This is a genomic window from Methylococcus mesophilus (assembly GCF_026247885.1).
GTDB classification, from domain to species: Bacteria; Pseudomonadota; Gammaproteobacteria; order Methylococcales; family Methylococcaceae; genus Methylococcus; species Methylococcus mesophilus.
Map to the genome: position 1 here is coordinate 3,475,302 of NZ_CP110921.1, position 22,811 is coordinate 3,498,112.

Sequence of the window (22,811 nt, forward strand, 5' to 3'; positions counted from 1 at the left end):
GGCATCTCCCATGCATCCCCGTCTGCTGCTGACCAGCGGAGAGCCGGCCGGCATCGGCCCGGACCTGTGCGTGCTGCTGGCCCGGCGACCGGCTCGCTGCAGCATCACGGTGCTGGGTGATCCCGATCTGCTGGAGAGCCGGGCGCGCCTGCTCGGCTTCCCCATCGAACTGCGCCCGGTCGCATCCGGCGATGTAGTGCCGCAGCATGAAGAAGACATTCTGCACGTCCTGCCCACCCGCCAGCGGCCGGGAGCCGCACCCGGAAAGCTCGACCCGGCCAACGCCGCCTACGTGCTCGAGACCATCGCCGAAGGCGCGCGTGCGTGTCTGGCGGGGCATTACGACGCTCTGGTCACGGCTCCGGTGCAGAAGTCCGTCATCAACGAGGCCGGGATCGCCTTCACCGGCCACACCGAATTCATTGCGGAGGTCATCGGCGGCTGCCCGGTGATGATGCTGGCGACAAAAGGTTTACGGGTTGCACTGGCCACCACCCATCTGCCTTTGGCCGAGGTGAGCTGGGCCATCACCGAGGAGCGGCTGACACGGACGCTGCGGGTCCTCCACGACGATCTGGTCCGCCGCTTCGGCCTACCCAGGCCGCGCATCCTGGTCTGCGGGCTCAATCCGCACGCGGGCGAGGACGGGCATCTGGGAAGCGAGGAAATCACCGTGATCGAACCCGTGCTTGCGCGGCTGCGGCAGGAGGGCATGGACCTGACCGGCCCGCTGCCGGCGGACACCCTGTTTCTTCCCCGCAATCTCGAGCACGCCGACGCGGTGCTGGCGATGTATCACGACCAGGGCCTGCCGGTGCTGAAATATGCGGGATTCGGCCGGGCGGTGAACATCACCCTGGGGCTTCCCATCATCCGCACCTCGGTGGACCATGGCACGGCGCTGGATCTGGCGGGCACCGGCCGGATCGACACCGGCAGCCTGGAAGAGGCCGTTCGGGTTGCGGCGGAGATGGCCGAAGTGCGGTCGACGGTGCGGGCATGATGCACGTTCCGCGTAAGCGCTTCGGCCAGAATTTCCTGCGCGATCCCGGCGTCATCCGCGAGATCGTCGCGGCCATCGGCCCCAAGCCATCGGACCGGCTGCTGGAAATCGGCCCCGGCGAAGGGGTCTTGACCCGCGAGTTGCTGCAGTCCGGGGCGCACCTGGATGTCATCGAGCTGGACCGCGATCTGGTCGCGGCGCTGAAGCAGCGGTTTGCCGGCGTAGAACGATTGCGAATTCACGAAGGCGATGCACTGAAATTCAACATCCGGTCCATCGCCCAGGCGGGTCGGGTCCGGGTCGTGGGCAATCTGCCCTACAACATCTCCACCCCGCTGATGTTTCGTCTGTTCGATCAGCTCGATGCGGTCGAAGACATGCATTTCATGCTGCAGAAAGAAGTGGTCGATCGCATTTGCGCCGGGCCCGGCGACGGGAGTTACGGACGGTTGAGCGTCATGGCCGCTCTCTATTGCGAGGCTCAGCATTTGTTCGATGTGGGACCGGAGTGTTTCTACCCGCAGCCCAAGGTCGTATCGGCGGTGGTGCATTTGGTGCCGCATGCCGCGCCTCCGGATTCCGAGCTGGTCAGGAGGGTGGGAGCCGTTGTCGCCGCTGCATTCGGCCAGCGCCGGAAAACGCTGCGGAACGCGCTCAAGGGAGTGCTGGACGAAACCGCGATAGGCCGCGCCGGAATCGATCCGGGTGTGCGTGCAGAGGAGCTGTCGCTGGACGACTATGTCGGCTTGAGCGGTCAGCTGAATATTTGAAAAAGCGGGTATCGGTTTGACTCATCCGCCCGCATTTTCTTGCGGGCATAATAAAACCCCGGCAGTGGATACCGCCGGGGCTTCATTCGATCGTATGTCTTCAGGACATCGATGATTATTTCATCATCGACTTCTTGAACATGCGGTCCAGCTTGCTGTTGGTTTCTTCAGCTGCGGCTGCAGCGCGGCGAGCAGCGGCTTCTGCAGCACCGGCCTTGGATTCAGCTGCCTGAGCAGCGGAAAGAGCCTCGTCAGCCGTGCTCTTGATGGAAGCCTGCTCAGCCTTCAGACCGTCGATCTGGGTCTGCAGGTTGGTGATGTCAGACTTCGAAGCGCACCCGACGGTCAGACCGGCGGCCATCAGAACCACTGCGAACTTGGTTGCTTTCATCATGTCGCTTTCCTTCTTTTGCGGTGAACGAAATTTACTACACAAGTATCCATTCCGGAGGGAGTGATCCCGCGGCGTAGTTTGCCCCGAAATCGCAAGCCTTTCCAGTGTTTTTTGAGTTTCCGAGGGTCTTTCGGTCATGTCAGCGGATGACTACCAGGGTTCCTTTCCTGACCCAGGGGGTAAGCTGGTCGATTTGTTCGTTGGTGAGGGCGACGCAGCCGTGGGTCCAGTCGAACATCTCGTGCACCTCCCGGTTGCCTGCACCGACACCGTGTATGCCGATCTGCCCGCCCAGCGGTGTATCCTGCGGCGGAGTCGCTTCCACCAGATGGGCGCGGAGGATGTGGCGCACCAGATGCTCGTCGATGAGGCCGCGGATGAAGCCGCGCTTGGCGATGTCGGGATTCGGGTAGGTCAGCCCGAAGAAACGGTGGAACTTGCTGTTCTCGTTGATCCAGCCGATGCGGTATTCGCCCAGCGGCGTCTTGTTGTCGTTGCGGCGCTTTTCGACGTCGGCGCCGTGTTGCCCGATGGCAATCTTGGTAAACACTTCCAGCGGCGTGTCGCCCTGCATGATTTTCAGGACATGGGGCTTGGTTTCCACCAGCAGCCAGGGGTCAGAATTTTCACTTTGCGCCGCGGTAGCGGCCATTGACAGTAACAGGAAAAGCCTCGATGGATGAAAACGCTTGAACACCTTTTCTGTTCTCCTCAGTCAAGCAGACGGTAGAATACTAGCGAAAAAGCCCGGGAATCGAAATGCGTTTCGAGTTTCCGCAGAACGCCTTGACGGCCGGCAATAACAACGATCAGATTCCCGCATACAAAAGGTCAAAAAACAATACGATGTCAGTGGAAATTCGCAATACGACGCCCTACCCGGATCAGAAGCCGGGCACCTCGGGCCTGCGCAAGAAGGTGAAGGTTTTTCTCCAGGAAAACTATCTGGAGAATTTCGTCCAGTCGGTGTTCGACACCGTCGGAGCGGCGGACGGTGCCACCCTGGTAGTGGGGGGCGATGGCCGCTATTTCAACCGCCAGGCGATCCAGGTCATCCTGCGCATGGCCGCCGCCAACGGCGTGGGACGGGTGCTGGTGGGACAGGGGGGCTTGCTGTCGACGCCGGCGGCCTCCTGCGTGATCCGCAAGCATAAGGCGCTGGGCGGCTTCGTGCTGTCGGCCAGCCACAACCCCGGCGGTCCGGAGGAGGACTTCGGCATCAAATTCAACGTCGCCAACGGAGGTCCCGCCCCGGAGAGCTTCACCAACCGGGTGTACGAGCGCAGCCGGGTCGTCGACGCCTACCGCACCCTCGCCAGCCCCGATCTGGATATCGACACCCTGGGCCGTTCCCGGATCGGTGAAATGGAGATCGAGGTCATCGATCCGGTGGCCGATTACGCCGAATTGATGGAGCACCTGTTCGATTTCGGGCTGATCCGCTCGGGTTTCCGCTCGGGTGCGTTGACCCTGCGCTTCGATGCGATGCATGCGATCACTGGCCCCTATGCCAGGCGAATTCTGGAAGGGACCCTGAGCGCGGTGCCGGGATCGGTGGTCAATGCCGTGCCGCTGGAGGATTTCGGCGGCGGCCACCCCGACCCGAACCTGGTACACGCCCACGAGCTGGCGGCAGCCATGTACAGCGGCCGGCCGCCGACCCTGGGAGCGGCTTCCGACGGCGACGGCGACCGCAACATGATCATGGGCGCCAACTGTTTCGTGACGCCGAGCGATAGCCTGGCGATCCTTGCCGCCAACGCCCATCTGGTGCCTGGCTACAAGGACGGCTTGCGCGGGGTGGCGCGGTCGATGCCGACGGGTCGTGCCGTCGACCGGGTGGCCACGGCGATGGGGATCGAATGCTACGAGACGCCGACCGGCTGGAAGTTTTTCGGCAACCTGCTAGATGCCCGCAGGATCACGCTGTGCGGCGAGGAGAGCTTCGGCACCGGTTCCGACCACGTGCGGGAGAAGGACGGGCTGTGGGCCGTGCTGTTCTGGCTGAACCTGGTGGCTTTGCGCAAGCAGTCGGTGGCCGCGATCGTGGCGGACCACTGGCGCCGGTTCGGGCGTGACTATTATTCGCGGCATGATTACGAAGGCATCGAGGTGTCCGCGGCCGAAGGGATCATGGCGCGTCTGCAGGACTTGCTGGCCGAGCTTCCGGGCCGCAGTTTCGGCGAGTACCGGGTCGCCCTGGCCGATGACTTCCGCTACGTCGATCCGGTCGACGGCAGCGTCAGCGAGCACCAGGGCATCCGGATCGGCTTCGAGAATTCGTCCCGTATCGTCTTCCGTCTCTCCGGCACCGGCACGGAAGGCGCGACCCTCCGCATCTATATGGAGCGTTACGAGCGCGATCCGAACCTGCATGACCTGCCGACCCAGGAGGCGCTGGCCGAGTTGATCGCAATCGCCCAGGAACTGTGCCAGGTCAAGCAGCGCACGGGGATGAGCCAGCCCAGCGTCATTACCTGATTCGCATATCGAAAGGTCAAAACTGGGGGAGGGCCGCTTCGGTTTTCGAAAATGATCGATCTATGAAATCCGGTGAGGAAACGCTGCGCGAGGTCTTATTTGAGTGTGGGTATCCGAACCCACGGTCGGGTTACTTTGCGAAACCCCTCCATGGGTTTCGCCCTGCGGGTCAGTCTTCGGCTGCCCAAATTCGCTCCCGGCGAATTTGTCTTTTGCACGGCCAAAAGACCCGTTTGCTGGGAGCAAACGGGGTCGCACGGAGTGCGTCCGTAGGGTTTGCGGCAGGAAAGCCGCAAAACAGTGTAACCAAAGAAAAGGCCGCCCGGAGGCCGCGGAAAGCCCCCTGCGCTTCTCGCTTTCGACGAGGGTCCATCGAAGGGGCTCCTGCCCCTCGATGGACGAGCCGCGTCCATGCGGCTCCCCTTCGGGCTATTCTCGTCGAAAGCTGCGATGCTCGGCGCGGCCTGACGGGAGTGGTCAAGAACGGAAACGGCTAAACCATTGGCAAGTTATCCGTTTGCTGACAACAAGGTTTACAGCCACTGCCAGTGCTCGAACATCGCCGCCTGTCCGCAGGGGCTGCCGAGCTCGTCGAGCAGGTTCCACACCACGGCGTTCTCGATCCGGAACTTGCGTCCCTGGCGACTGATCCGGACGCCGGAATAGCCGTCGACATAGCCTTGGGCCTCCACTTTTGCCAATAGCGCCTCCCTCGCCTCCTGGTTGCCGGCCTCGGCGGAGAGGCGGGAAGGCAGGGCGGTGATTTCGTCCCAGCTCATGCCGAACAGCCCCATCGCCGTCTCGTTGGCGTAGTTGAAGACGGGATCCGGCGCGGTGTCGTGCGAAAGCAGCGCCAGCGGAGCCTGGAACAAATAGCGCGCCGCCTCCGTATCGCTCATGCGCGCCGGCACCAGCTCGCGGCCGGTGAAGTGGCGGAAGCTGCGGCGCAGCACGGCGATGTGGGGGGCAAGAAATTCGTTGTCTTCGCTGGGCTGGGCGGGGACGGCCATCGTGCGGAAAACTCCTGGGGTTGAGGCGGGCGGTTATACTATGGGGTCTTTCCTCACCCGCGCAATCGCGTCGCCCCGCCATGCCTCTCGTTCGACTCTCGGAAATCGGTATCGCCTTCGGTGCCAAGCCCTTGCTGGAATCCGCCAGCTTTCAGGTCGATCCGGGCGAGCGGGTCGGCATCATCGGCCGCAACGGGGAGGGCAAATCGACTCTGTTGAAGATCCTCGCCGGACAGATCACGCCCGACGGTGGCGAAGTCTGGCATCAGCCGGCATTGCGCATCGGTTTTCTGGAACAGATGCCGGCCTTGCCCGAGTCCGCGACCATCTACGATGCCGTGGCCGACGGCCTGGGCGAGGTCGGCCGGCAGATCGCCGAATATCACCATTGGTCGGAGAAGATCGCCGACGGTGACATGTCCTGCCTGGACCGGCTCGGCACCTTGCAGCAGGCGCTGGAAGCGGCCGACGGCTGGAGCCTGCAGCAGCGGGTGGAACTGGTGCTCGACCGCCTCGACCTGCCGGCGGAGAAACCGGTTCAGGGGTTGTCCGGCGGCTGGCAGCGGCGGGTTGCGCTGGCCCGCGCCCTGGTCATCGAGCCGGATCTGCTGCTCTTGGACGAGCCCACCAACCACCTCGACCTCGAAACCATCGTCTGGCTGGAACAACAGTTGCTCCAGTTCCCCGGGGCGGCCGTGCTGATCACCCACGACCGCGCCTTCCTGCAGCGGGTCGCCACCCGCATCGTCGACCTGGACCGCGGCAGGCTGACCTCTTGGCCCGGCGACTACCGGGACTACCTGGTGAAGAAGGCGGCGGCGCTGGAGGAAGAAGAGAAGCGCAACGCGGAGTTCGACCGTAAGCTGGCGATCGAGGAAACCTGGATCCGCCAGGGCATCAAGGCGAGGCGAACCCGCAACGAGGGTCGGGTGCGGGCGCTGAAGCGGATGCGCAGCGAGCGCGCCGAGCGCAGGTCGCGGCAGGGCGTCGCCAAGCTGGAGCTGGAGCAGGCCGAGCGCACCGGCAAGCTGGTGTTCGAAGCGGAGCATTTGTCCCTCGCCTTCGGCGGCGGGGTGCCGGTGGTGCGGGATTTCTCCGCCCTGGTGTTGCGCGGCGACCGGGTCGGCCTGATCGGTCCCAACGGCGCCGGCAAGTCGACCCTGCTGCGGCTGCTGCTCGGCGAGCTGCAGCCCGATTCCGGACGGCTCAAGACCGGGACCCATCTCAAAGTCGCCTATTTCGACCAGTTGCGCGCGCAGCTCGATCCCGACCAGACCATCGTCGAGGCGGTGGGCGACGGCAAGGAGTGGATCAGCCTCAATGGCCAGCAGATCCACGTCATGTCCTATCTCGGCAATTTCCTGTTTTCCCCGGAGCGCGCCCGCACGCCGGTGCGCAGTCTGTCCGGCGGGGAGAAGAACCGGGTGCTGCTGGCGCGTCTGTTCAGCCAGCCCTGCAACGTCCTGGTCCTGGACGAGCCCACCAACGACCTCGACCTGGAAACCCTGGAACTGCTCGAGGAAATGCTGGGCGAATTCGACGGCACGGTGCTCCTGGTGAGCCATGACCGGGCCTTCGTCGACAACGTGGCGACCAGCGTCTGGGTGTTCGAAGGCGATGGCGTTATCGCCGAATACGTCGGGGGCTATTCCGACTGGCTGTCGCAGCGGTCCGCCGCCGGCGAGCGGACTTCACCGACGGCGCAGCCTGTCGTACCCAAGCCGGAGGCGCCGAAGCCGGCCGGTTCGCGCACCAGGCTCAGCTACAAGGAGCAGAAGGAGCTGGAAAGTCTGCCGGAGACGATCGAGGCCTGGGAAAGCCGCCAAACGGAATTGAATGCCCTGGTGAACGCCCCGGATTTCTATCGCCGCGATGCCGGCGAAGTCAAACGGACTCTGGAAGAACTGGAAGCCTTGCAGGCCTCTCTAGCACAGGGCTACCGGCGCTGGGAAGAACTGGAGGCGCGGGCCGCGGAAGGCGCCTAGCGGCTCAGAGCAGGTGGTTCACCATGGCGCGCTCATCCAGAAGCTCCGCCTCGGTGAGCCGTAACCGCTCGCGGCTGAAGGCGTTGAGAGGCAAATCCTGCACGATCCGGAAACGGCCGTTTTCGACGGCGACCGGGAACGAGAACATCAGGCCTTCGGCAATCCCATAGCTGCCGTCGCTGGCGACGGTCATGCTGACCCAGTCGTCCTTGGGTGTGCCCAGAAACCAGCTCCGCATGTGGTCCAGAGCCGCGTTGGCCGCCGATGCCGCGCTGGATTTCCCGCGGATCGCGATGACCGATGCGCCCCGCTGCTGCACCGTGGGGATGAATTCATCGACATACCAGGCGGGATCCACCAGTTCCAGCGCCGGCCTGCCCTTGACCAGAGCATGATGAAGGTCGGGATACTGGCTGGGCGAGTGGTTTCCCCAGACGGCGATCCGGGAGATTTCCGCGACGTTGCAGCCGCAATGCCGGGCCAGCAGACCGGTGGCGCGGTTGTGGTCGAGCCGGGTCATGGCGGAGAAGCATTCCGGCGCGAGGTCCGGGGCATTGCGCTGGGCGATCAGGGCGTTGGTATTGGCCGGATTGCCCACTACCAGAATCCTCACCCGGCGGCTGGCCGTCTCGTTCAGCGCGCGTCCCTGGGCCGAAAAGATGTCCGCATTCACCTGCAGCAGGTCCCGCCTTTCCATGCCGGGTCCGCGAGGCGTGGCGCCGAGCATGAAGACGGCCTCGGTGCCGTCGAAGGCCTCGCCGGGATTGCTGGATACCTTGATGCCATGGAGGAGAGGCAACGCGCAGTCGTCCAACTCCATGCCCACGCCCTCCAGCACGCGCTCGGCCGAAGGAACCTCGAGCAGCCTGAGAACCACCGGCTGGTGCGGTCCGAACAGATCGCCCGCGGCGATCCGGAACAGCAGGGAATATGCGATTTGCCCCGCGGCTCCCGTGACCGCGACATGCACCGGCGTTTTCATTCAATCACCTTCCGACTTCTTTATTTATGGCGCGGGGTCCTACCCTGATTCAATGTCGCTCTGATGCATAGGCGGCCGATGCGGATCGAACACTCGGGACAAATGCTCGACGAATACACCGCTGTGAGGCAGCGATGGCCGGCTATTGGAAGGCATTCCGCCTTGAAAATCAATATTTGCGGCGCATGTTTCGCCGTCGAACGCGAAAGCCTCAGGCGACCGTGTATCCCTGGCCGGCGATCGCTTTGCGGATGGCTTCCGGATCGATCTGGGCCGGATCGAATTCCACATCAACACGGTTCTCCTTGTGGGAGGCCGTGACCGAGGTGACGCCCGCGAGCGCGGTGACGGTGTTGGTGACAGTTTTTTCGCAGCCGCCGCATTTCATGCCAGTAACTTGAAGCTGGATGGTAGCCATGGTGGTCTCCGTGCGAGATGAGAGGGATGGCCGGGTTGTCCCGGAATTTCGCGATTATATCCGATGCATCCGGCGGGGGCGTCCGGGCGTTTTCGAAACCGTCGCAGCGAGTCCGTCCGCCAGGCCGTAGGGTGGGCGCCAGCCGAGGCGGCTGCGCAGAAGGGAGTCGTCGACGGCGAGATCGCCCAGCAGACGGCCGATTTCGGCGCGCTTCCCCGTCAAAGCGCCGGCGAGCCGCAGCAGCGCCAGCGGCATGGCCAGCAGCCTGGGCTTGCGTTGCAGGGCTTGCGCGATGCTCCGGACCAGTTCCGCCGTGGAGACGGCCGGGCCGTCGCTGACCAGGAAGGTCTGGCCGATGGCCTCGGCTCTCAACAAGCTGGTGGCGACGGCGTCGGCCAGATTGCCGACGTAGACCAGACTGCGGCGGTTCCGCACGGCGCCGAAGGGCAGCGGAATGCCGCGCCGCACCGCTTCGACCAGCCGCTCGAAATTGGCCCGGACGCCGGGGCCGTAAACCAGCGGCGGCCGAAATACCGTCACGCCCAGCCCGGTTTCGGCCGCGATTTTGGCGAGCGCCTGTTCGGCCTCCCATTTGGATATCCCGTACGCGTCTTCCGGCGCGGGGGCCATGGCCTCGGTGAAGGGGTTGCCTTCCGGACTGGTTTCGCCGTGGACCTTGACCGAACTCAGATAGACGAAATGTCTGACGCCGGCCTGCGCCGCGGCCCGGGCGAGGCATTCCGAGCCGACTACGTTGACTTGGCGGAATCGGCTCAACGGGTCGGGGCCGGTCTCGCGCATGATATGCACTCGGGCGGCGAGATGGATCACCGCGTCGATACCGTCGAGCGCGCCGGTCCAGCCGGTGTCCGGACCGATGTCGCCGACGACCCGGATGTCGGCGATTCCTGCCGGCAGCGCCGCGCCTTCACGCCGGACCGCGGCGGTAACCCGATGTCCCTGTTCGACGAGCCGGCCAGTAAGGTGGCGTCCGACGAAGCCGTTGGCGCCGGTGACCAGAATTTTCATCGGGCCAGCATCTCGCGGTACAGGGACAGAGTCTGGGCCACGACGCTATCCACGGAAAATTCTTTTTCCGCCCGCGCCCTGCCGCGCGCGCCCATTGTGCGGCGCAGTGCCGGATCGGCGATCAGGCGGCTCAGGGCGGCCGCGAGAGCCGCCGAATCGCCGCGCGGAACCAGCAGCCCGTTCTCCTCGTCGCGGACCGCCTCCCGGCAGCCGGGCACGTCGGTCGTGACGATGGCTCGGGTACAGGCGGCGGCTTCGAGCAGAGATACCGGCAGCCCCTCCCGGTAGGACGGCAGGCAAACGATGTGGCACTGCGCGAACACCTTCGGCATGTCACTCCGAAAACCCCAATACTCGACCACCCCCGAACGCGCCCACTCCCGCAGTTGCGCCTCCGCTATCGCCGAAGGGTTCTCGGGGTCGCGCTGCCCGACCAGGGCGAATCGAGCCTGTATCCCTTCCTCGCGCAGCCGCCGGGCGGCTTCCACGAATTCGCCGACGCCCTTGTCCCACAGCATCCGGGCCGGCAGTACCACCAGCGGCGGGCCTTCCGGCTCCGGGCTCGGCGAGAATTTCGCCAAATCCACGCCCGAGCCGCGGATCAGGCGGATGCGTTCGGGTTCGACCACGCCGTCGTCGGTGAGCTGGCGCAGGTCGTCGGGATTTTCCACGATGGTCCGGCAGATCGGTGCATTCAGCAGGCCCCGGAAGGCGGCCTCGACCAGCGGCCGCAGGAGCCTCGCGCTCAGGCGGTCCGAAGTGAACAGGAAGCCGAGGCCGGTCAGCGCATTGATCACGGCGCGTCGCCCGGTCAGGCGCGCGGCGAGTGAGCCGTAGATCACCGGCTTCATGGCGACGTGGTGGACAATGTCCGGGCGCTCGCGCCGGTACAGGCCGACCAAGTCGGCGATCAGCCGGGCTTCGGTCAGAGGATTTCTGCTGCGCCGCGACAACCGCAGCGGAATCAGCCGTAGCCCGGCGGATTCGATGACCGTGCCGTGTTCGGCGACGCGGGTAGCGACGCTCACCTCGAAGCCGGCCCGCTTGGCCGCGACCGCCAGCGACAGCCGGTGAAGGCAGAAGAACCAGTCCTCGGTAACGATGAACAGGAGGTGCGGCGAGGGCATGAACGACTCTTCTCGAGGATTGTAGGATACCGATTCCAGGGGTGGTATCGGCTGCTTGGCGCACATCGGATACGCCGGCTGGCGCGGGATTCTACGTGAACAACCGGCCGGATTACCATCGGGCCGTGGCGCGGCGATGTGACGGGCTGGCTAAATGGTGGGTTCCCGCGTTATCACCGGCCCTTGATACTCGCGGAAGTCGCCGAAATATGCGAATGCAACGACTGAAACCTTGCTGATGTTCATGGCGTAGGTTGGACAGGCTGCCTGCTGGAAGGATTTGCGCTGTGGCAGATGTGACGGTTGGAACCGGGTTTTGCGGTGCCGGAACCTGGGTAAATGTCGCGGAGCTCGACGCGCTGCGGCAGATCGCTGAACTAGGGACGGCGGAAGTAAGCTCGACCTCCGCCGATTCCTTCAGGGTCCGATCAATAGATAGTAATGGTTACATCCGTGTTCGAAATGCCTATTCCAGTACTAATGACGACGCTCTGGCCGGCCCCTTTCGGCTGGTCCGCGGGGACGATGAGTTCGAGGACATTGTCTTCCGCAACGACTTGGTAGTTTGATTCGGGGACCGGATTCCCGCCAATCATGATGGAACTGATTTGGTAGAAGTTGATCCCTTCCACTCGAATTTTATCACCCGCTTTGGCGGAGGCTGCATCAACGCTTTGAACCACAGGAGCTTCCAACCTTTTACCCTGGAACGGCATGGGAAACGTCGAATTCAAAGTGAAGGAATTATCCGAAAAGATATAATGATCGTTGTACTCGTCCTGATATTTACTTTGCGAACTTATTTCCGTGGAAAACGTTTGCCACTCTTGGCCTGGGCTTAGGTCATCGAGCGGTACGGACCATATCCAGTCCTCTGGATATTGGTAGGTGGTTTCCTTACTGGTTTTTTCGCCGTTAGTCGAATACGACCATCTGGTCGAGTGCTCTCCAATGCCGCCCGTGTAATCTATCACGGTTTGAGGCACGGTAGTGGTGGTGGAGTTCGTGATGGTCGCACTATAGCTGACCGTGGCTATGAATCCCTTTTTCCAGCCAATTTCGGTTGAGACTCTCTGATCGACCGAATTCTTATATGTTGTCGCCGTGAGCGTGGTTCCTGGGTCGAACTGCACGACATAGCCACCTGGTGTGGTCTCGGCATTAAGTCGATTGGTAATGCTTGAGCTGACTCTATCCAGCAAATAGGTAATGTTTGATTGATTGGCGTTTGATTTTGGATTGTATGCGGTAATCCATTGTGAAACAAAATAATAATCCAAATATTGCAGAAAAGATCTTGCGGTATATATGCTGTTGGTGACTTGTAACTCAGATCCCCAAGAGTTCGTCTGTATTTGGTTTGTTACCGTGGAATTAGCCAATTGGGTTATATCATCTGTTGTTGCCTGAGGCGTTGCCATCAGCCGGTCCGGTGATGTCTGCGATATCGGAGAGCGGGACGCTTCGCGAAATATTTCTTTCAGCCATTTCAATTCACGCTCATCCGCTCGCCTATTTCCGGTCCTGTTTCCGTACTGGGCGAGATCCCTGGATGACAGGATATTCGTTTTAAATACGTGTCTCTCGCAACAAGCCTGAGCATTGTCCTCCCGGATCGCAACCAATGGTGCGCCAGAGTTGCTTTCGTCTAGCGAAATTGGAAAATCACGCCCCGCGGCCGCTCTGAGATCCTCGGCGTCATCCGGGGCGGGGGTCACGACTCCAGTGGTTAGCCCGCTTTGGTATACCTTTCGGACAAATGCGGCAATTTCCGGGTCGGCAAGATCTTTCGCGCCGACGATTACGCCACAGGTCTTGGGAGGAAGCTTCCGTTTGAGTGTCTTTCTATTGATCGCGACCAAGGTGAACTGTTTGCGGAGCAACTTCTGGGCGTGGCCAATAGTATGAGGCGAATAGTAAATTATTCCCCTTGGGGCGGCGGCGCCCTGCGAAACTTGGGGTAACAAGGCGCTTATGGCAATCAAAATGGCCAGCGACAAGTGATTTTTCTCAGGTCTATAGCATTGAATCTGATGAATGTTCATGGGTTATTTTTCGGGCGGCGCGACAGTCTCTGCGGATTGTTACGTTAAGTAAGTACTTTCAATGTAACCGCTCAGTCCCCTGGAGTCGCGAGGGCGGGTTCGCTGAAAAAGCGGTTACGAGGGCCGAGATATCCACAAAACATCGGGGGTATGAGCGGTTATCGTGTAAGGTTTATTTGGGTCCAAGGCAGCGGTAATCTGGCCTGTTGGTTATTTGGGTTGGCGTAGCTATTGCCCCTCGACGACTGTGATGGTGACGTCTGTATTCGAAAAGCCCTGTGATGTCTTCAAGACGATGCTCTGGTTCGCGCCAGTAGGTTGATTGGAAGGTATCACAAGGTTTAGTGTAGTATCGCTTTCGATGACTTCATAGTTTGCGGAAGGCAGCGGGTTTCCTCCGATCACCACGCTTTCTATTTGATAGAAATTCTTTCCTGTGATAGTGATTGCATCGCCAGATTTGGCGGATTCCTTGCTTGCACTTTCGACTATAGGCAATGCAAGAACCGTATCCGGAAATGGTAGGGGTACGGTTGATGTCAGCTCCAATTCCACCGTCTTTCCGGCTGAGCTACCCGTGGCGCGAGTCAAGTACGAAAATTCCTGCTGTTCTTCGCCATAGTCCGAAAAGGGTACCGCCCAAATCCACGTTTCCGGATAATTCAATGTTATTTTCCCGACTTCCTGCTCGCTGGATAGGTTGCTCTCGTATCGCCAAGTCGTGGAGGCATCTTCCGGCTTTCCCGAATAGGTAATTATGGTCGGAGGAACCGTGGTTTGCGTCGACGAGGACCAACTGTAACTTGTGGTGGCCGTAGCAATAAGTCCCCGGTTCCAGCCGACCGTTCCCCCGCCGCTAATGCTCGTGCTGGCGGAGTAGGTTGTGTCTATTTGTGTGGTGCCGGGGTCGTACTTAACTACAAAGGCATTGGGATATTCGTTGGCTCCGAAGTAATTCGTTACCGTGGAATCCATATCCCCTTGGCCCTCGGGCTTTTGGACGGTTACCCACTGATTGACGAAATAGTAGTCGAGCCCTTGAATGAATGACCGTATGGATTGTGTAGCGTTCTGGACCTGCAAAGCCATGCCGGAGCTGTCGGTGACTAGCTGGGTCGTCAGGTATGAATTCATCAGATAGGCAAGATCGGATGTATTGGCCTGTGCCGTGATTTTTTCGAAAGCCCCAGCGAGCCACTCGCTTTCCAGCCGATCCGCTCGTTTGTGCCCCGTCAGGGTATTATGATCGGAGCCCTTTCGAGGCTGGAGGACATTGGTTCGCTGGATTCGCCTTTGCCAGCACGCCGATGCGCCGTCCTCACGAATTGCCAGTATCGGGACGCTGCTGCTGTGTTCCAGTCCAGTCCCCAGCGCGAGGGGGCCTTCCCGCCCGACAGTGGTTCGCAGAAGCTCGGCTTTCTTAGCCGTGGCATTCGTCAGAGCGACCGTTAGCCCGGCGTTGTAGGCGTTCTTGGCTAAGTGGGCGATTTTGCGGTTCGCCAAGTCCTTGCCGCCCAAAACGACACCACGGGTATCTTCGGGAAACTGGCTGTCCGGGCTTATTTTTCTCGCGGAGATGAGCTTGAACCGTTCGCGGAGCAGGTTCTTTACATGCTCGTCTACGTTAGGCGTGATGTAAACGATGCCTTCCTTGGGAGCAATGCTGGATGCAATAGCGGGCATGGCGGTTGATGCGGCAAGAATTGCCGCACACACCTGTAGCATTTTCGACGGGTTAGGGCAGCGGAAGGTATTCATTATTCCCCTCTCTGTACGATTAATTATTAACCCTGCCGTATAGAATCGCACCTGTAGAATTCTTGCATTTCTGCATGTTGCGGTATTTCGGCATTCGGAGTGTTGTGGTCGGTTTAGGTTGAAAAATCGGCGCGCTCGAGGTTATCGAATCCCCTGCACGAGTCCGTGGCGTTTAGGGCGATGAACTTTCTGCCTGCCCCTTTTCCCTTGACTCAGTACGCTGGAAGTGGCGGAGGAAACGGTCAACGTGTAGCTTCGGCTGGCGGCGAAGCCGTTTTCGTCGGTGGCGTTGACCGTGAAATTGGAGGTGCCCTCGGCTGTCGGCGTGCCGCTTAGGATTCCGGCAGCACTCAGAAGGAGGCCGTTCGGTAATTTGCCGCCAACCAAACTAAATAGAGGTTGTGGCGGTGTGTAGTTGACGCCTCCATCCATGACGAGGGCCTGACTGTAGCTGACGCCGAGCCCAGCCGGAGGCAGAGCCTCAGGCCGAATACTCGGGCGGGGCGCTTGGCCAGAAGCGTCATCCCCCCAGCAGGCAACCGTTCCCTGGGTCCGAAGGCCACAGGTGAAACCCCATCCGGCGGCCAATTGGGTGAACGTCCCGCTGGGCGGCGTGGACTCCCCGTGGCTGTTGTCGCCCCAGCAGGCGACTGAGCCATCGGTTCGGAGCCCGCAGGCGTGGAGGCCGCCGGCGTCGACCAAGCTGAAATTACCGGCGGGCGGTGTGGCTTGGCCATAAGTATTGTCGCCCCAGCAGGCGAGGGTCCCATCGGTTCTTACGCCGCAGCCGAAATCACCACCCTCGCCAGCGTTTCCGTTGGCTGCGGTCACCTGCAAGAATGTACCTGCCGGGGTTGAATTCGCATATTTCGTCCAGCCCCAGCAGATCGCCGTGCTGTTGCTTCGGACGCCGCAGTTGGCTTGCTGGCCGGCGCTGACTTGGATGAGGCCACCTGGCGTGGTGTCCCATTCCATGGTCCAGCATTCCGCTCCGCCGGTCGCCCGGATTCCGCAGCCATGCAGTTCGCCGGTGCTTAGCTGGGTGAACAGTGTCCCGGCTGGCGGTTGCGTAGCCTTGGAATTGGTCCCCCAACACACCGGTGTGGCGTCCTCGGCTGGCAGCGCGCACGAGCTCGCGCGTCCCGAGCTGATCTGAAAAAAATTGTCTGCCGGCGCGTCAGTCGCTCCACCGGAATTCGAGCCCCAGCAACTCGGGACGCCGGTGGCATCGAGTTCACAGGTGAAGGCTGCCCCCGCACTCAATTGGCGGGGATTGAACACGTCCGGCGGCGGACTCGCTTGGCCGTAGCTGTCGTCTCCCCAACATGCTGCCGTCCCTTTGAGAGTGACGCCGCAGGCGAAATAGGCCCCTGAGCTGAGCAAGGTAAAGACTCTGTCGTTCGGTGCGCTGGATTGGCCTTGGCTGTCGTTGCCCCAGCAAACGGCTTTGCCATTGGTTTTCAATCCGCAGGAGTAGTCGTAGCCGGTTTGGACTTCGGTGAAGGTATCCCCTGGGGCGCTCGCCTGCCCATTTGCGTTATCTCCCCAGCAAGCTACTGAGCCGTCGGTTTTCAGTGCGCAGGCGTGGTAGAGCCCCACGCTGACCTGGAGGAACGTGCCGGTGGGCGCTGTCGCTTGGCCATAAGTGTTGTCTCCCCAGCAGTTCAGTGTTCCGTCAAATTTCAGGCCGCATGCGAAGTAGCCAGTGACGGCGACTTGGCGATAGGTGCCCGAGGGGACGTTGATCTGGCCACGCGTGTTATTTCCCCAGCAGGCGGCGGTGCCGTCGGTTTTCACTCCGCAGGCGGATACGTATCCTGCACTGACTTGGATGAAGGTATCTGAGGGAGGCTCGGCTTGGCCATATCGGTTGTTGCCCCAGCAGGCCAGGGTACCGTCGGTCTTCAGTCCGCAGGAGAAAAAGCGGCCGGCGCTGACCTGGGTAAATGTGCCGCTCGGGGGGCTCGCTTGGCCCTCGCTGTCATCGCCCCAACAGATCACGGTGCCGTCGCTCTTCAGCCCGCAGGCGTGATAGCCGCCGGTGCTGAGGGTGTCTGCAAGAAGGCCGAGGCCATCTCGCGTCGCCATGACTCCTGCGCGCGAGTACGAAGCAACCAGACACAGCCCCAGCAGGGCGAAGCCGTACAGACCGATTCGTCTGAAACTGCGGCCTGAGTCCGCTGAATAGGGCCTTCGTTTGAAGGTGAGCACATGAACCTCCTTAAGTAAAATCGTGCCTTCACAACAGCCTCGGAATTTGGGTTCACTCGTACCTTACGAGACCATGATTACGAAAATTCGTTGATGCGCCGTGGAACTCGCAGGCAGGCACCGAGTTGTGGGCAAGTGCGCTCAGGCGGCTGTCAGCAAACCGCAGCGTCCGCCATTTCGGGCGCGGCGGTGCAGCCGGGTGTCCCCTGGAGGACACCCAAGCCCCGGTGTGGGCGGACGGCCTATCGTCGTGGCCATTCCTTGGAAGCCCGAACCGTTGTTGAACCAAGGCCCGCCGGACAGGTTCTTACCCCGGATTGCCTCCCTCGAGAGCGCCCGTCAATAAGGCCTTTGGGGCTCTGACGCCAAAGGATTTCTCAGGTCCGGCCCCCGCCGCTTCCCGACCTCAAATGTATCTCGAGATGATTTGAAATGGAACAAGCAGTATTTTTCAATGAGATTATCAGCCTGGATGTTCTTCAGGCCTAGATCACGGCCTGCGCTATCGGTGAGACACCCGAAGGCGGGGTGGGCGTCGAACAGCGCCAATTTGGCGTTTTCAAGAACGACCGGCGGGCGCTGGCCATCTGGGGCGTGGCCTTGGCGCCGGGCGAGGTCGCCATGGAGAGAACCGGCATCTACTGGAAGAGCCCCTGCGGGGTCCAGCAAGCCGCCGGCATCCACGCCAATGCGGTCAATGCTCCTGGACCAGATGAGCGAAGCCGTTGAGCTATCCGAGTGATTTGAAAGAGCACGAAAGGCGTGGATAGAGCGCTACTCCCAGCCCAAGGATCGGCGAGGTAGCGCGAGCAGACATTCGCGGTTGAGTCTGCATATTTCCGGAAAGATCCAAGATAGCTTCGCCGTCTTGCCCAAGCGCTGGGCTTCTTCGGCGCGCTCGCTTCGCTCGACTTTCTTGTGCTCGTTCATGAGTCGTGCGACCTGTCCACTTCGTGTTCGGCTCTCTCTTTAACGCCTTCACCCCATTGCTTCGACAGCAGCAGATCTGCAGCAGAAGTTGTTTCTATGCCGTGGCGCCGGCGGTCTGCAAAAGAATGTCTGCCGATCCTGAATTTCCTCCCTTGACAGGTCACGATTGTAAACTAGCCTGAATATCGAGGGTTTGTTACGCCGTGGTTGCGCCGGCAGTTCGGGAATGAATGTCTGCCGCCTCCAATTGCGCCCTTGACATGTTTGGATTGTAAACTAAGTTTAATATCGATGGTTTGTTATGCTTAAGGAAAATCCTTATCCAGAAAATATGTCTGAAAATTGATCCGGTTTTACCGAAACGAGGAGATGTTGTATGAACACCAAGTCTGTTTCCAAAACGATCGTATTTTCCATGGCTTTGGCGCTCATGGCGGGCGAATCCGCGCTTGCCGCGACCCAAACGATATTACTTACCGCAGACCTCACGGGTGAGGTAGGGACGGGGAGCGCCACGTCCACCTTCACGAACTCCAAGACCGGCAAGACCGTAACTAGGTCCAGCACGTTTGTTGCCACGGTGACGCTACCGATTGACGGCCGGGTATTGGCCGACCAGATGGCAGCGACGAGTGCTTCCGTCGTGCTGCAAATTTCAACTGCTGGGAGAAAATTTTCCTGCACTCTCCCGATCAGCACGATTTCCTGGAAGGACCAGCCGGACGGCACGAGACTGCAGTACGCGAATTACGCCGTAGACGTATCCTATAAGTCCAGTTCCAGCGCGAGTGCCGGAGGTAATACTCCAACGGGCACCGCGTCCGGGACGGTGAACGTTCCACCCCAGTCCAGCCAGCCCAGCGGTTCGGGGAAAGTGACGGCCAAGATTGGCAGATGCACGGAAGGAAGCAGCGTCGCCTCGGCCGTGCCAGTGGTAAATGGCGGAGATGTCGCCGCCGTATCAGTAGATTCCGCGCTTATTTTGCAAGGAGAATTCCAGTACTAAGGTATATATAAGGCGAGGCTTTAGAGCCACTCATGGCCTCGCCTTTCTGGCTTTATTCCAATTGTATTTAAGTTAATTTCATAGTTCGATGTTAGTCTTCTACCCCAGTGATTTTCTGACGTAAACCTATCCTTCATAAGGGGGGCCTGGGCATGCGCGGCGGAATTCGGTTAGTACGGACCATCGGGTGGGTGTTGCTTCTGGCGGCCCCGAGTTTAGGGTTGTCGGCGGCCGAGCTGGACGCTGCGCTGCCGCGGGAGTTACAGACGGCTGTGAGCGCCAACCTAAGGAAGGTTAAAGTTGCGGAGGGAGGCTATACCACGCTCAATCCCGGCCACGGCCTCGCCGTGCGCTTCCGCGAGGGCGGGTTGACTGTCAGCCCGCTGGGTAAGCCGGCGGCGGCCAACAGGGCACCGGCCTGGCGTTGGGGGATGAAACTCACTGGCTATGGCACCCCCTCGGCGATTCGGCCGGTGGCGCCTGCCACAGCCGTCGCGGCGGGCCAGCGGCTCGAATACCGCCGCGGTGCCGTGACGGAATGGTACGAAAATCGTCCGGAAGGGCTGGAGCAGGGCTTCACGTTGGCGGAACCGCCCGCGCCGGGGGCGGAGGCCCTGGTGTTGAGCTTGGCGGTGGAGGGTGGGCTGAAGCCTCAGATCGCTTCACGATCGCAAGCCATCGAATTCCGCGACGGCACCGGAATCCCCACCCTGCAGTACAAAGATCTCAAAGTCGTAGACGCGACTGGTCAAGTCCTTCAGGCACACTTCGTCCTGTCTGCAGAGACAGTACAGATCCACGTTGACGCCCGTGGCGCCGCTTGGCCCGTCGTGGTCGATCCGCTGGTGACCAGCGAGCAGATTCTAGCGGTATCGAGCAAGACAGCGAATGCTCAGATCGGGTGGTCGGTGGCGTTGTCGGGAGACACCGCTCTCGTTGGTATGCCTTATGCGGATCCCGGCAGCGTCACTGATTCAGGCCGGGTCTACGTCTATACCCGGACTGGAGCCACCTGGACCGAACAGCAGACGCTGCTGGCTTCCGACAAGGCAACGAGCGCCCATTTCGGTTTTGATGTCGCTTTGTCAGGCGACACGGCCGTGATCGGTGCCGCGAACGCGAAGGCCGGAACCGTCTCCAACGCTGGCCAAGCCTACGTCTATACACGCTCCGGATTTGGTTCCCCGTTCGGGAACGAGCAAATCCTCTCGGCTTCGGACAAGGCCGGGGCCGCGCAGTTCGGCAACTCGGTTGATGTCTCGGGCGATACCATCTTGGTGGGGGCTGTCTACGCGAAGTCGGGGACCCTGACTGCCGCTGGCCAAGCCTATGTCTATACGCGCTCGACCGTCGGCTCACCATTCGGTAACCAGCAGATCCTCTCAGCCTCGGATAAGTCGGCGTCCGCGCATTTCGGTTACCTCGTACGCTTGTCCGGGGACACTGCAGTAGTGGGCGCAGCTGATGCCGATCCGGGTAGCGTCACCGATGCGGGAGCGGCTTATGTCTATACCCGCCCGACCTCCGGTTCCCCTTTTGGGAGCGAGCAGAAGCTTTTTGCCTCCGACAAGGCGGCAACCGCGCACTTCGGGTATTCCGTTGATCTGAGTGGCGATACCTTAGTGGTCGGGGCTACCGATGCAGATCCTATGAATTTCACCGATGCGGGCCAAGCCTACGTCTATACGCGCTCGGGGTTCGGCTTGCCGTTCGGGAACGAGCAAATCCTTACAGCTTCGGACAAGGCCGCGAGCGCTCAGTTCGGAAACTCGGTGGCATTGTCAGCGTCAGGCGATGTTGCGTTGATCGGGGCATGGCGCGCTCCGTCCGGAACCACTGCCACCGCGGGCCAATCCTACCTTTTTACGCGTGCAGGTGCTGGCTGGGTTCAGCAGCGGGTCATTTCGGCATCCGACAAATCGGTTAACGCGAATTTCGGGACGTATGTCGCATTGTCCGGCAACACGGCATTGATAGGGGCGTATCAGGCCGACCCGGGTGGTACATCCAATGCGGGGCAGTCCTACACGTATACGTTCCCTTGCGCCTTCGGCACGGCGATCACCGCCACCGGCGATCCGGCTACCTCGCTGTGGAAAATGGCCGCTGTTCCGTGCGTTCCGGCGGCGGCCAATGTGGCCGGTACCTTCGGGGATTCGGGATCCTACTCCAATTTTGCGACCGCCGCTTATGGCACGGATTGGGCTTTGTACACCCGCGATGTGGTCGCTGATGCGTATAGTTATTCCGGCATAGGGGATGCTGTCGCTCCTGGCGCCGGCTACTGGCTCAAGAGCTACAGCAACCCCACGAATGCTTCCATCGTCGTCGACGGCAGCGCCACGCCCGTGAGCACCGCGGGCCTCGTCGGCAGCGAATGTTCTACCGTCAACGGGTGTTATGCCATCCCTCTAACCGGGACATCCAGTCCCGCCGAGCTCATGCATCTGGTGGGTAATCCTCTTCCGTATGATGTCGACTGGGAACACGTGAGATTGTTGGTCGATGATACCGCTCCGGCGCTGACTCCCAGCGCGGCGCATGCCGCCGGTTATATGGCCAAGCATTTTTCCATCTGGAACGGCACGACCTACGATACCCACGACGACGTGACTCCCGGCCTGACCGGCGCGCTCAAGGTATTCCAGTCGTTCTGGGTCAAGACCCTGCCCGGCTCGAGCGGCCATACCCTGAAGCTGCTGATCCCCGCGAAGCCCAGTATCAACACCAGCCAGGCGGAGACGGTGCTGTTTCCTCCCTCTCGCCTCTGGGACAAATCCGTCGGGAACGGATTTGCACTTGCCCAAAGGGTGCCGGGCAGGACGGCCCGGCATGACTGGGACGGGATGAGGGTATCTGAAGCAGACCCTCGTTTGGCGCTGCCGTGGTACCTCGGCTGGCTGGACTGGGTGGCGCCGCCGGTTAGAGCCGAAGAAGCCGGGCTGGCGGTCGAAGCCCAGGGTGCCGGCATGAAAGCCCAAGGCCTGGCCGCCCGCGAAGCGACGCGGCGCAGCCACGCGTCCGCCCTGGCCAGCCTCAAAGCCTGGTACGTCCGGCTCAAGGTGGATAACCCCGCGCTCGGCTACAAGGACAGCGGCAACATTCTCGGCCAACTGGCCGACGCCAAAGCGGGCTACGACGCCTACGATCTGGCCGAGCCGGCGCCCTTCGCCGCGCCCTATCTCACCCTGGTGTTCCCGCACAAAGACTGGGGCGACAAGGCCGGCGCCTATGCCAGCGACTACCGGCCGGCCAAAGGCCTGAAGGCCATGAGCTGGGACATCGAAATCCGCGCCGATCAGGCGGGGTCGGAAGTGCGGGTGAGCTGGCAGGGCGACCCGCGGATCCTGGCCCGATCGCGGCTGACCGACCTGAGCAGCGGACAGACCTACTCGGTTGGCGACCCCGACCTCGTCGCCAACGGCGTGGCGGTATTCCTGGCCGACAAGGTGCAGCGCCTGCGCTGGCGCTACCTCGGCGGCCTGGGCAAACCGTAATGGCGGATCGCCTACCGGCTCCGCCCGCCGGTGGTAGCTCCGCACGCGCAGCGTAATCGGAGGCCTGCCGTGAGCGGAGTCGAACGGGAATGCTACCCCGACGGCCGAGCCGGCCGTAGTGTCACTTGAGTGAGCCGAGTCGGGACGGTCGGGCCTGACTTCCGG

Annotated in this window: 17 protein-coding genes; 7 read left to right on the plus strand and 10 right to left on the minus strand. The window is 61.4% G+C overall.

The window, feature by feature from the left end; all coding sequences use genetic code 11:
• Window positions 1–10: 10 nt before the first annotated feature.
• Together pdxA and rsmA are read left to right on the plus strand one after the other, a co-directional pair.
• Complete coding sequence (pdxA, locus tag OOT43_RS16460; protein WP_266021731.1) at window positions 11–1,003, plus strand: 4-hydroxythreonine-4-phosphate dehydrogenase PdxA; 993 nt, start codon at window positions 11–13, stop codon at window positions 1,001–1,003.
• Window positions 1,000–1,773, plus strand: a complete 774-nt coding sequence (gene rsmA / locus OOT43_RS16465; RefSeq protein ID WP_266021732.1) for a 16S rRNA (adenine(1518)-N(6)/adenine(1519)-N(6))-dimethyltransferase RsmA — start codon at window positions 1,000–1,002, stop codon at window positions 1,771–1,773. The genes pdxA and rsmA overlap by 4 nt, the downstream gene beginning before the upstream one ends.
• A gap of 115 nt (window positions 1,774–1,888) precedes the next feature.
• Here rsmA and OOT43_RS16470 read toward each other — a convergent pair whose 3' ends face one another.
• Together OOT43_RS16470 and OOT43_RS16475 are read right to left on the minus strand one after the other, a co-directional pair.
• Window positions 1,889–2,167, minus strand: a complete 279-nt coding sequence (locus tag OOT43_RS16470; protein WP_026045896.1) for an Lpp/OprI family alanine-zipper lipoprotein — start codon at window positions 2,165–2,167, stop codon at window positions 1,889–1,891.
• Window positions 2,168–2,306: 139 nt separating this feature from the next.
• On the minus strand, window positions 2,307–2,819 hold the full coding sequence (locus OOT43_RS16475) for a L,D-transpeptidase family protein (protein WP_266021733.1): 513 nt from the start codon (window positions 2,817–2,819) through the stop codon (window positions 2,307–2,309).
• 194 nt (window positions 2,820–3,013) lie between these two features.
• Between OOT43_RS16475 and OOT43_RS16480 the strand changes: the two genes are divergently transcribed.
• Window positions 3,014–4,648: an alpha-D-glucose phosphate-specific phosphoglucomutase gene (locus OOT43_RS16480; RefSeq protein WP_266021734.1), complete on the plus strand. Its 1,635-nt coding sequence runs from the start codon at window positions 3,014–3,016 to the stop codon at window positions 4,646–4,648.
• Window positions 4,649–5,181: 533 nt separating this feature from the next.
• Here the strand turns inward: OOT43_RS16480 and OOT43_RS16485 are convergent.
• Window positions 5,182–5,658 (minus strand): MEKHLA domain-containing protein, encoded by a 477-nt coding sequence (locus OOT43_RS16485; protein ID WP_266021735.1) that lies wholly within the window; start codon window positions 5,656–5,658, stop codon window positions 5,182–5,184.
• 80 nt (window positions 5,659–5,738) lie between these two features.
• Here OOT43_RS16485 and OOT43_RS16490 point away from each other — a divergent pair, with 80 nt between their 5' ends.
• Window positions 5,739–7,643: an ATP-binding cassette domain-containing protein gene (locus OOT43_RS16490; protein ID WP_266021736.1), complete on the plus strand. Its 1,905-nt coding sequence runs from the start codon at window positions 5,739–5,741 to the stop codon at window positions 7,641–7,643.
• 4 nt (window positions 7,644–7,647) lie between these two features.
• On the opposite strand, the gene OOT43_RS16495 is transcribed toward OOT43_RS16490, so the two are convergent.
• From OOT43_RS16495 to OOT43_RS16525, 7 genes are all read right to left on the minus strand, one after another.
• Entirely contained in the window at window positions 7,648–8,625 is a 978-nt protein-coding gene (locus tag OOT43_RS16495; RefSeq protein WP_266021737.1) for a malate dehydrogenase, read from the minus strand.
• 211 nt (window positions 8,626–8,836) lie between these two features.
• On the minus strand, window positions 8,837–9,043 hold the full coding sequence (locus OOT43_RS16500; RefSeq protein ID WP_266021738.1) for a heavy-metal-associated domain-containing protein: 207 nt from the start codon (window positions 9,041–9,043) through the stop codon (window positions 8,837–8,839).
• 54 nt (window positions 9,044–9,097) lie between these two features.
• Window positions 9,098–10,072, minus strand: coding sequence for a UDP-glucose 4-epimerase family protein (locus OOT43_RS16505; protein ID WP_266021739.1), 975 nt, complete (start codon window positions 10,070–10,072; stop codon window positions 9,098–9,100).
• Window positions 10,069–11,199 carry a glycosyltransferase family 4 protein gene (locus OOT43_RS16510; RefSeq protein WP_266021740.1) on the minus strand — a complete coding sequence of 377 codons (1,131 nt, stop codon included), beginning with the start codon at window positions 11,197–11,199 and terminating at the stop codon, window positions 10,069–10,071. Before OOT43_RS16510 ends, OOT43_RS16505 begins: the two co-directional genes overlap by 4 nt.
• 428 nt (window positions 11,200–11,627) lie before the next feature.
• Window positions 11,628–13,244 carry a hypothetical protein gene (locus tag OOT43_RS16515; protein WP_266021741.1) on the minus strand — a complete coding sequence of 539 codons (1,617 nt, stop codon included), beginning with the start codon at window positions 13,242–13,244 and terminating at the stop codon, window positions 11,628–11,630.
• A gap of 228 nt (window positions 13,245–13,472) precedes the next feature.
• Complete coding sequence (locus OOT43_RS16520; RefSeq protein WP_266021742.1) at window positions 13,473–15,002, minus strand: IPT/TIG domain-containing protein; 1,530 nt, start codon at window positions 15,000–15,002, stop codon at window positions 13,473–13,475.
• 141 nt (window positions 15,003–15,143) lie between these two features.
• On the minus strand, window positions 15,144–17,090 hold the full coding sequence (locus OOT43_RS16525; RefSeq protein WP_266021743.1) for a putative Ig domain-containing protein: 1,947 nt from the start codon (window positions 17,088–17,090) through the stop codon (window positions 15,144–15,146).
• A gap of 651 nt (window positions 17,091–17,741) precedes the next feature.
• On the opposite strand from OOT43_RS16525, the gene OOT43_RS16530 reads away from it, so the two are divergent.
• From OOT43_RS16530 to OOT43_RS16540, 3 genes are all read left to right on the plus strand, one after another.
• A complete protein-coding gene (locus OOT43_RS16530) occupies window positions 17,742–17,942 on the plus strand; it encodes a hypothetical protein (protein WP_266021744.1) in 201 nt (66 codons plus the stop codon).
• A gap of 577 nt (window positions 17,943–18,519) precedes the next feature.
• The gene (locus OOT43_RS16535; RefSeq protein WP_266021745.1) at window positions 18,520–19,149 is read left to right on the plus strand and encodes a hypothetical protein; all 630 of its coding nucleotides are present in this window, start codon (window positions 18,520–18,522) and stop codon (window positions 19,147–19,149) included.
• A gap of 152 nt (window positions 19,150–19,301) precedes the next feature.
• Complete coding sequence (locus tag OOT43_RS16540; protein ID WP_266021746.1) at window positions 19,302–22,646, plus strand: FG-GAP repeat protein; 3,345 nt, start codon at window positions 19,302–19,304, stop codon at window positions 22,644–22,646.
• Window positions 22,647–22,811: the final 165 nt, after the last annotated feature.